The sequence below is a fragment of the Corynebacterium aquatimens genome (assembly GCF_030408395.1).
GTDB classification, from domain to species: Bacteria; Actinomycetota; Actinomycetes; order Mycobacteriales; family Mycobacteriaceae; genus Corynebacterium; species Corynebacterium aquatimens.
In genome coordinates, this window is the sequence record NZ_CP046980.1 from 38,803 (window position 1) to 51,684 (window position 12,882).

A 12,882-nucleotide genomic window follows, 5' to 3' on the forward strand; every position below is an offset into this window, starting at 1 on the left:
GGGCCAGGTCACCGGGTTGTGTCGCGTGGCCCGCTAAAATGGCCCTGTACGTGTGCGCGCCGAAGCGATGATGGCGCGCGCGTTGGCTTAAAGGAGATCCATGAGCGACGACACCTTGAGTGGCGACGGCTTTGACCGCATCATGCCCATTGACATCAATGAGGAGATGCAGACCAGTTACATCGACTACGCGATGAGCGTGATCGTTGGGCGCGCGCTGCCTGACGTGCGTGACGGCATGAAGCCGGTTCACCGCCGCATTGTGTACGCGATGTATGACTCCGGCTACCGCCCGGAGCGCTCCTACGTGAAGTCCGCGCGCCCGGTGTCTGACACGATGGGTCAATTCCACCCGCACGGTGACTCCGCGATTTATGACACGCTGGTGCGTCTCGCCCAGCCGTGGGTGATGCGCTACCCGCTTGTAGACGGGCAGGGGAACTTCGGCTCCCGCGGCAATGACGGCCCGGCGGCGATGCGTTACACGGAGTGCAAGATGTCCCCGCTGGCCATGGAGATGGTGCGCGACATCCGCGAGAACGCGGTGGATTTCGCCCCCAACTATGACGGTAAGGCCCAGGAGCCGGTCGTGTTGCCGTCGCGCGTGCCTAACCTGTTGATGAACGGCTCGGCCGGCATCGCGGTGGGTATGGCCACCAACATTCCACCGCACAACTTACGTGAGCTGGCGGAGGCGATCTACTGGATCCTGGACAACCATGACGCGGATGATAAGGCCACCCTTGACGCGTGCATGGAGTACGTGAAGGGGCCGGACTTCCCCACGGCGGGACTCATCGTGGGCGACCAGGGCATCAAGGACGCCTACACCACCGGCCGCGGTTCGATCCGCATGCGCGGCGTGAGCGAGATCGAAGAAATCGGCTCCCGCCAGGCCATCGTCATTACGGAACTGCCGTACCTGGTCAACCCGGATAACTTCGTCTACAACATCGCGGAGCAAGTCAACAGCGGCAAGATGGCGGGCATCGCGCGTATCGACGATGAGTCGTCGGACCGCATCGGCATGCGCATCGTGATCACCTTAAAGCGCGACGCGGTGCCGCGAGTGGTGCTCAACAACCTGTACAAGCACTCCGCGCTGGAATCCAACTTCAGCGCCAACATGCTCTCGCTTGTCGACGGGGTGCCGAGGACCCTGCGCCTGGATCAGATGTTGCGCTACTACGTGCAGCACCAGATCGAGGTCATTGTCCGCCGTACCCAGTTTCGCCTCGACGAAGCGGAAAAGCGCGCCCACATTCTGCGTGGTCTGGTCAAAGCGCTCGACATGCTCGACGAGGTCATTGCGCTCATCCGCCGCTCGCCGACCGTCGACGAGGCCCGCGCCGGGCTGATCGATCTCCTGGATGTTGATGAGATCCAGGCGGATGCGATTCTGGCAATGCAGCTGCGCCGCTTGGCAGCGCTAGAGCGCCAGAAGATTGTTGATGATTTGGCGGCGATCGAAGCCGAGATCGCTGACTACAAGGACATCCTGGCTAAGCCGGAGCGCCAGCGCGTCATCATCGGCGAGGAGTTGAGGGAGGTCGTCGATAAGCATGGTGATGACCGCCGTACGCGACTCGTGGCCGCGACGGGCGACGTGACCGAAGAGGACTTGATCGCGCGCGAAAACGTCGTGGTAACGATCACGGCGACGGGGTACGCGAAGCGCACCAAGGTGGATTCATACAAGTCGCAGAAGCGCGGCGGCAAGGGCGTGCGCGGCGCTGAGCTGAAGCAGGACGACGTGGTGAAGAACTTCTTCATCTGCTCCACGCACGACTGGATTTTGTTCTTCACCAACTTCGGGCGCGTGTACCGCCTCAAGGCGTACGAGCTGCCGGAAGCGGGCCGCACCGCGCGCGGACAGCACGTGGCCAACCTGCTGGAATTCCAGCCGGAGGAAAAGATCGCCCAGGTCATTCAGATCCAGAGCTACTCCGACGCCCCGTACCTTGTACTAGCAACCCGCGATGGACGCGTGAAGAAGTCGCGCCTGACCGACTACGAATCCGCGCGCTCCGCGGGCCTAATTGCCATCAACCTCAACGAGGGCGACGCGCTGATCGGTGCCTCGCTGGTGGGTGAGGACGATGACATCCTGCTGGTGTCTGAGCAAGGCCAGGCCATCCGCTTTACCGCGGACGACGAGCAACTGCGCCCGATGGGCCGCGCAACGGCCGGCGTGAAGGGCATGCGCTTCCGCGGCGACGACCAGCTGCTGGCCATGACCGTGGTGCGCGACGGCCAGTACCTGCTGGTGGCCACCTCCGGCGGCTACGGCAAGCGCACGGCCACCGACGAATACTCGCAGCAAGGCCGCGGCGGCTTGGGCGTGATGACGTTCAAATACACCCCGAAGCGCGGCAAACTGATCGGTGCCCTGTCCGTGGATGAAGACGACCAGATCTTCGCCATCACCTCTGCCGGCGGCGTGATCCGCACCGAGGTCAACCAGATCCGCCCGTCCTCTCGCGCGACGATGGGCGTGCGCCTGGTGAACCTGCCGGATGACGTTGACCTACTGGCCATCGACGTCAACGTCGAGGACGAAGGCGAGGAGGAAGCCACCGCCGTGGCCAAGGGCGAAAAGACCCTCGAAGCCGCCCAGGACGGCCTGAAGGACCCGGCCGCGCCGGCGTCCGGGAGCTCCGGCAGTGGTTCCGGCAGCTCCGTCAGCGGTTCCGTCACTGGTTCCGGCAAGCCCGTGAACGTCAACTCGGTGTCCTCCGACAATCTCGGTGAGACGCACGACTACGACGACACTGACGGCACCGCCGGTGCTGCTGGCGCTGACGATTCCGACGGCGGTGAGGAGTAACCCATGGCAGCACGCAACGTAACCGTCACGCGCATCCGGCCCGGGTCCGCCTTTAAGGTGGGCATCTTGCTGGCGATCATCGGCTTCGCTGCGTGGCTGCTGGCCGTCTCCGGCGTGTACATGGTGCTCGACTCGGCCGGTGTGGTCGAGTCCGTGAATTCGCTCATCGGCGGCGTCGGCGGCGAAACGGTGGTGAACTTCGGCATCGTGCTGGCCGCCGCCGCGCTTACCGGCACGATCTGGGTCATTTTCGTGGCCATCATGGCCCCTCTCACCGCGTTCATTTACAACGCGCTTGCCGACCTTGTCGGCGGCCTCAGCATCGAGCTGACCGACTACCGGTAGGCGCCTTGTAACCCCCGCGGGCCCCGCGGGCCCCGTGCGCCCTGTGCCAGCCGGAGCCCCTCCACCCCCCCAGCAAACCCCCGCCGCAGTCGCCCACCCGCCCGTCGATACGCGAAATTTGTATCCAGCTTTTGATAGGCCGGACAAAACTGCAGTTCAGCGCATCGACTGATTTCAGTGTCAGATCAGCAAATCAAAATTTCGCGAATCTCCCGGATTGGGGACAATTCTGCGCTGCCGGCGCCAGGTGTCGAGCCGTCAGCCCGAAGTGTCGAGCCGTCAGCCCGAAGTGTCGAGCCGTCAGCCCTGTTGCGGGAGCAAAGTTGGCCGGGAAACCAGAAAAAAACCGAAAACCGCGTGTTTCTTCCATTCCGGGCCAACTTTGCATGCTCGTTTCGGCCCGGTGTCGAGCCGTGGGAGCTAGCGCCCGATGGTCGGCCCGAAGTATGGAGCCGTCACCCCCGGCACCCAACTTTCGGCCAAAAATGGGGTGCCAAAGTAAGGGGATTATCGGTTAATGAAATGGCGTGTAACCAGGCGATTTGGAATATATCGGAGGCATGGGTAATGTTCTAACAGTTCCGAGCGGGCCTATAGCTCAGTCGGTTAGAGCGCATCGCTGATAACGATGAGGTCGCAGGTTCGATTCCTGCTAGGCCCACCAAAGGAACAACGGGGCATTAGCTCAATTGGTAGAGCATCTGCTTTGCAAGCAGAAGGTCAGGAGTTCGATTCTCCTATGCTCCACAGCCCGAGACCCCTGTACCGTGCGGTACAGGGGTCTTTCATACCTGGAGATCTTTTAGGGTTAATAGACAAAAAGTGTGTCTGGTCGGCGTGTCGCCGGTGGGGCACGCTTTTTGTTATTTGAGGGGTCCTTTTCTGATTCCTACTGAGTGTTCGTAGTCGGTTGGGATAGCGTTGTCGTAGAAGGCTGGTCGGCCTGTTTGATGGTCGGATTCGTTTCGGTCTTTAGTGACGAGATCGGGAACTTTGGCGAGTTGATCTTGTCCGAACCTGCACTGCCTGGCGATCTGTAATGGGGCGTCAGGCAGTTGCGTTTTCGAGTGCAGGTACCATTCGAGCATTTTGCGTTGCCGCTCTCCTGATCTGCCGCGGTGGGCGTCAGCGATGCGTTTGAGTTGGGCGTTGATCCCGCCTTCAAGACTGTTGGTGGTTGCTGCCCACCGGTCGGGTTCGAGTGCGTCTGTCGGGGGTTGGAGGTAGGTGAACAGCCAGTTGTTGCGTGAAAGGTGCACAAGCGAGTTGTAAGCCCTACGCACACGGATATGGGTCCATTCCCATTGGTGGTTGAGGGTGCGGCGCTCTTTGGGTAGGAGTGTTTTCTCGTTGAGGAAGGCCTTGTAGACCACTGCGAAGTCGTGTAGACGCAGCGTCCATTCCCGGGCTTGGTCCACGGTGGTGATCGTGGTCAGTTTCAGCGCTAGTGCATAGATGGCCTTGCCGGCATCGGTGCGGGGGCGTGTTGTGGTGTAGCGGCGGACAACGCGTTGGGCATGGACGAGACAGCGCTGGATCAGCGTGTTGGGCCAGCAGGCTTTGATGGCGGATAAGGCGCCTTGGCCGCCGTCGAGGACGACGCATAACGGTGCGGCGATGCCGCTTAGTAGTTGAGTGTAGGCGTGGGCTGATTCGCTTTTAGCCCAGTGCCAGGCGATGACGTGGTCGCGGCTTGCGGCAACCAGCAGGCAGCCAGCGTCGGTGTAGGTGCCGTCGATGAAAATCTGGTCGTAGACCCGGTGTGGGTCTGGGGTGTTGGGAACATCGATGAGCCAAAACGGGGCGAACCGGCGGTCGAGCGTGCGGCGGGAGACGTTCAAGGTACCAGCTACGTCGTTAAGTGACGCTGTGCCAGTGACGTAGGCGTGAAACGCTGTGAAGTCCCGAGCTTGGGTTTGGTCGGTGCGGTGGCGTATGAAGGTGGCTCCGCAGTCTTTGCACCGCCACCTAGTGGAGCCTTTGGGAGTGGGACCGTTTTTCTTTGTTTCCCCATGACATGAGGGGCATCGTGGTCTGTTTGGTGTCACCGGGAAAGCACACCAACACCCCGCTAGCACATGAAGGTGCCATTCCGGTGGATTGAACGAAAAACGAGCCAGAATAAGGCGAAAAACCCTATTCGAGCCCGATTTATGCAGCCTGATCAGCAGATATACCGGAAATCAGACACACATTTTGTCACTTAACCCATCTTTTAACTTCTGGGGATCGTTACGGCGAAAACGTGATTGCGGTGATGTCAATCTCGAAGCGGAATCCTCCCCTAGTCTTCAAGTACCTCCCAAGAAGCCCTGAAGACGAAGAATTCATTATGAAAATTCGGCCGGGTGTCAACCTCACTCCTCTAGGAAAGAAAATCTGGAGGCCGCCAAAAGTGAGAGATTGAGCGGTAAGGGTGCAGGCGGGTCGAAATTTGAATGCCGGTTTCGTGGATCAACAATTGGCGTGGGCTGGAGTTAATTTTCACAGAACCAGAAGTCGCACGTGCGGTGTCAAAATGATAAAGCTTTCACACTTTGCGGGTTCAAAGTGAGAATCACACTACGAAACCGCTGGTAGTAAAACTGACAATAAAGCGATAAAGTCATAATCGTGACTTGGAATGAACACAGGCTTCGTGAGACGCTGCAAGAGATGAGCGCGTTCGGGGACGACACCACGTTGGTTGAATGCAAGGCTGCGTCCAAGGGAGTGCCGGAGAACATCGGTGAAACCCTGTGCGCCTTTGCAAACATGCCGCAGGCTGGGGCAATCATTCTGGGAGTCAGTGAGCGTAAGGGGTTTGAGGTCACTGGCGTAGAAGATCCCGCGCAGATGGAAAAATCCGTGACGCAGGTAAACCGATCTGCTGTGGATCCTGCGCCCCAACTGAGCTTCTTCCACCATGTGATTGAGGGAAAGAACGTGGTGGTGGTTGAAGTGACTCCGCTCCTTCCGTCGGAAAAGCCAGCGACGTACGGAGGGAAACCGTACCTCCGACAGGCGGACGGTGATTACACGATGAACTCCAACGACCTGAAGATGTTAGAGCTTTCCGCGCTTAGTGAGTCACAGCAGGCCCATTTCGATTTCAAGTCGGTCCCCGGCACGGACACCGGTGTGCTGGATGCGGAGGTCCTCAATGGGTTCATCACGTCCGTACGCCAGTCGCGCCCGCGGGTAGCGCGGATTGTTGATGATGCGCAGTTGCTTCAAATCACCAATGTCACGGATAACGCTGGCAATGTGCGTTTTGGGGGCTTGTATGCGCTGGGGTATCTTCCGCAGTCGATTGAGCCAGCTTTGGGCGCAACGGTAGCAGTGCGGTTGTCCCGAGGGGATGCGGCCGGAAGGCACAAAAACCTAACAGAAATTGAGGGGCCGCTGCCCGTGATGCTCGTAGAGGCTATGGACTGGGTGCGGCAGAACACGGACACTGTCAGCCGTTATACGGAAAACGGTCACCTGGTGGATGAGCCTGAGTTTCCACCATCAGCGGTGCGTGAGGTTCTGGCTAATGCGCTTGTTCACAGGGACCTTGGGCCGTCGGTTGAGGTGGGGAAGAAGGTGGAGATCCGCGTCACGGACAGGATGCTGATTGTGGTTAGTCCGGGAGGGCTCCGCGGGCTTTCGGTGTCGCAATTGGAAAGCCCGGCGTTGACAAAAGCTCCTGTGAACAAGCGGTTGTATGAGATCGCCCGGTATCTACGAACGCCCGATGGCGAACGCGTCATTGAGGGGGAAGGCGGTGGGATTCAGGAGATCCTGGCCGCGATGCGGGAGGCGAGGCTTCCAAAGCCGAGGTTCATTGACAACGGTGTGGAGTTCAAAGTCCTTTTCCCCCGGGGTTCGCGGTTCACTGATGATGAAGAGCAGTGGTTGGCGCAACTCCAAGAGGGCCGGTCGCGTTTTAGCGCTACCGAAGCGGATTTGCTGGTCAACCTTCGCAACCACGGTGGTGCCACGCTGAGCAGTATCACGCAGACGTACGCGCCTTTAGGGGAGAGGGCGTGCAAACGGATGCTGGACCGTTTCATGAACACTGGAGTGCTTGAGCAGCACGACGGCCTCTATTTCATAGCCGGCGAGCCCGCGTTGCCCCCGGATCAGAAACCGGCCGCAGATCCCGATGCTTTGGCTGCCTTAGGCAAGAATGTCCCAGCGGTTTACGAAGCCTTTCACCCCGGCGAACACCTCACCATGAAGGATCTGCGGTTAAGGACTGGTCTTTCAGCGGCGCAAGTGCGTTATGCTCTCGAGCCATTGCTTATCGACGGCCACCTGTCCATGCTCGGGGGCCAAGGCCAGCGCACAACCTCTTACCGCCGTAATTGAGAATCACAGTGAGAAAACTTTCGCAGTCTTGGCCCATCATTGGGCATTTAAGAATGAAAATGCAGGTCACAAAAGTGTGAAACTGAGAAAACGAACCTCCGCTGACAACCCATCGGTGTCCCAGAAACCGCTGGAAGTTGTGGCGTTTTGGGGTTATCGCGTAGTAGTCGTAAGCTATAGCGTGCATCCAAAAGCATCTGATGCTTCTGATGCATGGGGCATTAGCTCAATTGGTAGAGCATCTGCTTTGCAAGCAGAAGGTCAGGAGTTCGATTCTCCTATGCTCCACCCCAAGCACAAGGCTCGATCCATTCCCATCATCGATGGTTTTGGTCCGAGCCTTGTTTTGTTGATTCCGCCGAACTCGGTGATTTCAACCGAGCCCAGCAGCAATCCTGACGATGCTGACACCTTTGCTTACGCCCTCGCGGGAAGCTACGTAAAACTGCAGGTCAAAAACATGCGCATCGACTAATAGATCTGTCCGTGTCAGCGGATTCAGCAACCACACTCAAGCGTTGCAGTTTTGGTAATGAACGGGGTCCGAATGGGTTTTAACGGCTGCGTCTAGTGGGAGATTGTTGTCTGTTGGTAGAGCGTGAGTGCTGGGGAGCCGTCGATAAGCGTGTAGGTGCTGCTCATGATGGCTTCGAAGGTGTCTTCGCCGCGCTGGGACGTGGCGCGGTACACCAGCGTGGCGGCCTCAGGGCTGACGGGGATGAGGCGTGCGCCGGTGATGGAGTAGCTGTCCCACGGCGGGGCGTCGTTGAGGCTGGCGGCGATGGTGTCGCGGTCTAGGATCATGCCGTTGACCAGGATCATGACGGCGTCTTCGGTCATGAGTTCGCCGTAGAACGTACCGCCGGTGCCATTGGTCAGGGAGTCCCAGCCGCGGTGTTCTAAGGCGAGGAGCGTGTCGAGGTCGAGCATGGGTCCGACTGTACTCGCCGCGCGATCGCCGGTCCTTGAGTAGTGATAAGCAGAACGATCGGCCTATCTACGCGATGATTCTGTACTGCGGGAACCACTAGTGTCGAGCCGTTAAAATTCACCGCGGAGAAATCCCAGGTCGCGTTCACAGGAATTAGCCCAAAACGCCGACGGCTCGACACTTCCCCCCCATACTTTGCGCGATTGACACTGCTGTTCAGCAAACGAAGTTTCTGTAACAGTTAATGCGGTGGTTGCTGAGCCCGGTTGGTTGGTACCGGTGTTTTGCGTAGGTGGTACTGGTGGCTTCTGTGTTGTTGGTACTGGGGTGGCCGGCGCTGGTTGAGCGCCGGCTTGTGGGGGGTGGGTTAGTTGGTGGGGCGGCTGAGAGCTTTTCTCATGTCGTAGTCGCCGATGTCGATTCGTAGGCCTGTGTTGAGTCTGCTGACGAGGGATTCGGCCGCGATTCTGTTCGGCATGGTTTGCACCCAGTAGGCGGCGGTGGATTGTGAGGCGATGATGGTCGGCAGGCGCCCGTCTCGCTCGATTACGATTTTGGTGAGGTCCTCTTGTCCACGCAGGTCGATGCTCATGGTCAGAAAGTCGTCGATGATGAGGACATCGACGTTAATGAGCTTTCTCATCAAGGCGGTGTAGTCGGGGTGTGTGGTCGGGAGGACTGCGAGCTTCGCGGTGAGTTGGTCGAGCCGGAAGTAGGCGACGCTGTGCCCGGTGTGGCAGGCTTCGACGCCGAGTGCGCAGGCGATGTAGGTTTTTCCTGCACCAGTGGGTGCGAGGATGTGTATGTTGGTGGGCTCTTCGCGCCATTTGGTGGCCGCGAGGCGTTTGAGTTGCCGCTCGTTGATACCGCGTTCGCTCGGGCGGGAGATGTCTGCGATGGTGGCGTGCGGGTAGAACAGGTGGGCTTGAGCGATTGCTTTAGCCACGTTACGTTGCCGGCGTTGTTCGAGTGCCTCATCGACGGCGGCGAGGAAGATGTTTTCCGGAAGCTCATCTGCGTTGGCGTCGTCGTTGAGGAGGGCGAAGTAGATGTCGGCGAAGGTTGACAGCCGCAGGGCGCGTAGTTTCACGCGTGTGGTCTCGTCGATGTCGATCATGGTTTACTAGCCCTCCTTTGTGGTGTCGTAGTAGTCGGCTGGGCGGATGAACACCGAGTCGGCGACCGCGGTGATGTCGACGATTGCTGCTGCGGGTGCCGTGTGTGATGCAGTGGGCTCTGGCCGGTTGTGCGCAACGTCGGATTGGATGCGCTTGAGCACACTGATTGTTGGGGCGAGCTGTTTATCCAGCAGTAATTGGCAGGCTGGTTCCAACGTGGTCTTGTCGTGTTTCTTGCCGAGGTTGGCCAGGATGTTGCGCGCTTGGTGTAGTCCCCGGGCTGGTGCTGCCGAGTGCACATTCAAGACCTTGGTGATCACCGCCACCGTCGCCGGCCCGTACGAGGACGCCCATGCGAGTAATTCATCATTGCTCAGCACAGCTGGGGCGTGCTGGCCCTGGGCAGGCCCGTGTGTGGGGTCGGTGGAATAGCGGTAGCGGTAGCCGGTTAAGCGGGCGTGCTCGGCAACGAGGGTGTCGCCGTCGTACAAGCTGACGAGTGTGCTGGTCAACCGCGCACGAAGGGTCTTGCCTACGAGCTGGAAGGGCACCGAGTAGTACTGGTAGTCGCAGCAGACATGCCAGTTGCGATCCACCTTCGGGCTTTTCCATTCCACGCTGGTGAACGCGTCTTTGGGCAACGGTCGCATCATCGGCAGCTCGTCGGTTTCGTACCGGGTTCTGCGCGTCGTGCCGTCAGGGTAGGACAACGCGGTGTTGATTTCCTCGACCCGCTCGGCGATTGCCTCGTTGAGCTCGTCGAGTGTGAAAAACGCCTCGTTGAAGGGTGTCAGGAAGTTTGTGTGTGAGGCTCTGATCTGAAAGGAGTTTCACCGATAATGACTACGGTGTCACCGAAGAAAAGCTACGACCCGTCCAGGGTCAACGCGATCAGCGAGAAGCTAATGGATAACCCCGAGCTCGCCAAGCTCATCGGGGAGCTGTCTACCTCCACCGACGACGCCAGCGAGCTGGTCAAGGGTCTGTTGCAGGCCTCGATCAACGCTGGCCTGCAGGCGGAGATGGATGCCCATTTGGGCTACGAGCACTCCGACCGCAAAGCTAAAGCCCAGGTGGAGGCTGCTGGGGGTGGTAACCACCGCAACGGGTCGTACATTAAGACCGTGGATTCTGGCTACGGCTCGCTGGAAGTGACCATGCCCAGGGATCGGGCAGGCACGTTCCGGCCGCAGATGGTGCCCAAGGGCGCGCGCAGGCTCACCGAGCTCGACGACATGATCATCTCCCTCTATGCGGGCGGGATGACCGTGCGTGATATCCAGCATCACCTTGCAACCACCCTCGGGGTGGACATGAGCCCGGATACAATCAGCACGATTACCGACGCGGTGCTCGATGAGGTGATGCTGTGGCAGAACCGTCAGCTAGATGAGTTCTACCCGGTGATCTTCCTCGACGCGCTACGCGTCAAGATCCGCGACGGCCATCGCGTGGTCAATAAGTCCTGCTACATGGCTGTTGGTGTGGACATGGACGGCATCAAGCACATCTTGGGCTTGTGGATCGCCGATACCGAAGGTGCCGCATTCTGGGCATCGGTGTGTGCGGATCTGGCCAACCGTGGCGTCCAGGACGTGTTCATCGTCTGCTGTGACGGGCTCAAAGGCCTGCCCGAGGCGGTGGAGGCGACGTGGCCGAGTTCGATGGTGCAGACCTGTATCGTGCATCTGATTCGGGCGGCGAACAGGTGGGTGTCCTACCAGGACCGCAAACCCGTATCCAGCGCGCTGCGGGAGGTCTACACCGCACCGAACGAGGACACCGCGCGTGCCGCCCTGGACGCGTTCGAGGCATCTGAACTGGGGCGTCGCTACCCCCAGTCGGTGAAGGTGTGGAAAGACGCGTGGGAGCGCTTCGTGCCGTTTCTGCAGTTCCCGCCGGCCGCCCGCCGGGTGCTCTACACCACGAACTCCATCGAGTCGCTCAACGCTGAGCTGCGCAAAGCCACCCGCAATCGGGGCCAGTTCCCGAACGACACTGCGGCGCTGAAGACGCTGTGGTTGATGATCTGCAACATCGAAGACAAGCGCGCTGCGCAGCGTGCGAAGAAGGCGAAGCGGGCCACCGAGTGCAACGGCTATATTGAAGGGGCGAAAGCCACCGGGTGGAAACAAGCCATCAACCAACTAGCCGTGGCATACCCCGACCGGTTCGCGGACTACTTGTAAACCAAGCCCCCGCACACAAACAATCGGACACTCTCCCTCGTTGTCGAAATAGCCCAGGATCCGGGAATACACAATCTGCACCGCACGCTCCACTGAGGCTTTATCGCGCGGTTTGCCCGGCCGGGCCGGTACGATCGTGACCCCGTAGTACTCGGCGAACTCGGCGTACTTCGCTGTCACCGCCCGGTAAGCACGATTCTTCACCGGCCGGTACGTCGCTGTGGATGCGTTGTCGGCCACGATGACCCGGGGGCAGGCCCCGAGATACTCCAGGGCTTTGACGTGGCAATCAATCCACGAGCCCATCTTCTCGTCCGCGGCGGCGGTGACAAACAGCAACCCCGAATACGGGCACACCGCAACAAACAGCGACGCTTTCAACCCGACTTCGCCGCTTGCCCGGTCAATAATGCCGACCTTGTCACCGGCCCAGTCCACGTACAGCTCTTCGCCTGGGACATGCTCAATGACCTCGCGTAGATCACTCGCGTCCACGTACGCTGCTAAGCCGTCGCAGAACTGGGAGTATTTGTATTTCTCCAACCCGGAAGCTGGCTCTTCGTCGAGGTACTCCAACCACAATCTGTGGCGGGTCAGGTGCTTGTTGTGCTTCAACCGTTGCGCCAGCGCACGGTAATCCGGCTGATCGAACTGCTTCGAGCGATCGCTGCGCCCATCGGGAAACATCTCATCGAACCATCCCGGCGACAACAACGCTAACGACTCACTCGTCAGCGAATGCTCCTTCACAACACGCTGCACACGCGAGACATCCCGACGCGAACACCCCACCACTTCGGTGATGTAGGAATAGCTGCGGCCTTCGCAAATCAACACCGCAATATCTTTGAAGTTGGCCATCTAGCCGTCCTCCTTCAAAACAGGTAAGACACGGCACCACCGAATTGCGATGCCGCCGAAATCCAACCTGCCCCAAAGCAGTACCAACTACACGGAAAACCAGTACCAACTACGCAGACACCCCGTACCAACTACACCAAATCGGCACGCATGCCACTCGCATCAAGGGTTTGCTCGATGTGAAGCCTCAGCCCCGGGTCCCGAGTGACGAAGAAGCACGTACCGTTCTCACCAAAGTGGCAGACGCTGTGGTATCAATCCAGAGCAGGTCGACCC

Annotated in this window: 10 protein-coding genes and 3 tRNA genes; 8 read left to right on the plus strand and 5 right to left on the minus strand. The window is 59.4% G+C overall.

Features of this window, described 5'->3' with window-relative positions; translation table 11 throughout:
• The first annotated feature begins 100 nt into the window (after positions 1-100).
• The 4 genes from gyrA to CAQUA_RS00120 all read left to right on the plus strand — a co-directional run bounded on the left by gyrA (position 101) and on the right by CAQUA_RS00120 (position 3,919).
• Positions 101-2,827 carry a DNA gyrase subunit A gene (gene gyrA / locus CAQUA_RS00105; RefSeq protein ID WP_196825040.1) on the plus strand — a complete coding sequence of 909 codons (2,727 nt, stop codon included), beginning with the start codon at positions 101-103 and terminating at the stop codon, positions 2,825-2,827.
• Positions 2,828-2,830: 3 nt separating this feature from the next.
• Positions 2,831-3,172: a DUF3566 domain-containing protein gene (locus tag CAQUA_RS00110; RefSeq protein ID WP_196825039.1), complete on the plus strand. Its 342-nt coding sequence runs from the start codon at positions 2,831-2,833 to the stop codon at positions 3,170-3,172.
• Positions 3,173-3,759: 587 nt separating this feature from the next.
• Positions 3,760-3,836 (plus strand) — tRNA-Ile (locus CAQUA_RS00115).
• 10 nt (positions 3,837-3,846) lie between these two features.
• Positions 3,847-3,919 (plus strand) — tRNA-Ala (locus CAQUA_RS00120).
• Between the two features lie 116 nt (positions 3,920-4,035).
• Here the strand turns inward: CAQUA_RS00120 and CAQUA_RS00125 are convergent.
• Complete coding sequence (locus tag CAQUA_RS00125) at positions 4,036-5,220, minus strand: IS1249 family transposase (RefSeq protein ID WP_196824321.1); 1,185 nt, start codon at positions 5,218-5,220, stop codon at positions 4,036-4,038.
• Between the two features lie 565 nt (positions 5,221-5,785).
• On the opposite strand from CAQUA_RS00125, the gene CAQUA_RS00130 reads away from it, so the two are divergent.
• The 3 genes from CAQUA_RS00130 (at position 5,786) to CAQUA_RS00140 (ending at position 7,982) form a co-directional block, all read left to right on the plus strand.
• Positions 5,786-7,507, plus strand: a complete 1,722-nt coding sequence (locus CAQUA_RS00130; RefSeq protein ID WP_290178433.1) for an ATP-binding protein — start codon at positions 5,786-5,788, stop codon at positions 7,505-7,507.
• 215 nt (positions 7,508-7,722) lie between these two features.
• Positions 7,723-7,795, plus strand: a tRNA-Ala gene (locus tag CAQUA_RS00135).
• Complete coding sequence (locus CAQUA_RS00140) at positions 7,788-7,982, plus strand: hypothetical protein (protein ID WP_196825038.1); 195 nt, start codon at positions 7,788-7,790, stop codon at positions 7,980-7,982. The genes CAQUA_RS00135 and CAQUA_RS00140 overlap by 8 nt, the downstream gene beginning before the upstream one ends.
• A 92-nt stretch (positions 7,983-8,074) precedes the next feature.
• On the opposite strand, the gene CAQUA_RS00145 is transcribed toward CAQUA_RS00140, so the two are convergent.
• The 3 genes from CAQUA_RS00145 to CAQUA_RS00155 all read right to left on the minus strand — a co-directional run bounded on the left by CAQUA_RS00145 (position 8,075) and on the right by CAQUA_RS00155 (position 10,266).
• Positions 8,075-8,437, minus strand: coding sequence for a nuclear transport factor 2 family protein (locus CAQUA_RS00145; protein ID WP_196825037.1), 363 nt, complete (start codon positions 8,435-8,437; stop codon positions 8,075-8,077).
• A 368-nt stretch (positions 8,438-8,805) separates the two neighbouring features.
• On the minus strand, positions 8,806-9,555 hold the full coding sequence (locus CAQUA_RS00150) for an ATP-binding protein (protein ID WP_196823926.1): 750 nt from the start codon (positions 9,553-9,555) through the stop codon (positions 8,806-8,808).
• 6 nt (positions 9,556-9,561) lie between these two features.
• Positions 9,562-10,266: a Mu transposase domain-containing protein gene (locus tag CAQUA_RS00155; RefSeq protein ID WP_196825036.1), complete on the minus strand. Its 705-nt coding sequence runs from the start codon at positions 10,264-10,266 to the stop codon at positions 9,562-9,564.
• Between the two features lie 129 nt (positions 10,267-10,395).
• On the opposite strand from CAQUA_RS00155, the gene CAQUA_RS00160 reads away from it, so the two are divergent.
• The gene (locus CAQUA_RS00160; protein ID WP_196825035.1) at positions 10,396-11,745 is read left to right on the plus strand and encodes an IS256 family transposase; all 1,350 of its coding nucleotides are present in this window, start codon (positions 10,396-10,398) and stop codon (positions 11,743-11,745) included.
• Here the strand turns inward: CAQUA_RS00160 and CAQUA_RS00165 are convergent.
• A complete protein-coding gene (locus CAQUA_RS00165) occupies positions 11,704-12,606 on the minus strand; it encodes a DDE-type integrase/transposase/recombinase (protein ID WP_231375517.1) in 903 nt (300 codons plus the stop codon). The genes CAQUA_RS00160 and CAQUA_RS00165 overlap by 42 nt on opposite strands.
• Positions 12,607-12,882: the final 276 nt, after the last annotated feature.

Bases quoted from the DNA above. Each gene is read 5' to 3' on its own strand.
- gyrA (WP_196825040.1), top strand. From the start codon at position 101: ATGAGCGACGACACCTTGAGTGGCGACGGCTTTGACCGCATCATGCCC.
- CAQUA_RS00110 (WP_196825039.1), top strand. From the start codon at position 2,831: ATGGCAGCACGCAACGTAACCGTCACGCGCATCCGGCCCGGGTCCGCC.
- CAQUA_RS00140 (WP_196825038.1), top strand. From the start codon at position 7,788: ATGCTCCACCCCAAGCACAAGGCTCGATCCATTCCCATCATCGATGGT.
- CAQUA_RS00145 (WP_196825037.1), bottom strand. From the start codon at position 8,437: ATGCTCGACCTCGACACGCTCCTCGCCTTAGAACACCGCGGCTGGGAC.
- CAQUA_RS00150 (WP_196823926.1), bottom strand. From the start codon at position 9,555: ATGATCGACATCGACGAGACCACACGCGTGAAACTACGCGCCCTGCGG.
- CAQUA_RS00160 (WP_196825035.1), top strand. From the start codon at position 10,396: ATGACTACGGTGTCACCGAAGAAAAGCTACGACCCGTCCAGGGTCAAC.
- CAQUA_RS00165 (WP_231375517.1), bottom strand. From the start codon at position 12,606: ATGGCCAACTTCAAAGATATTGCGGTGTTGATTTGCGAAGGCCGCAGC.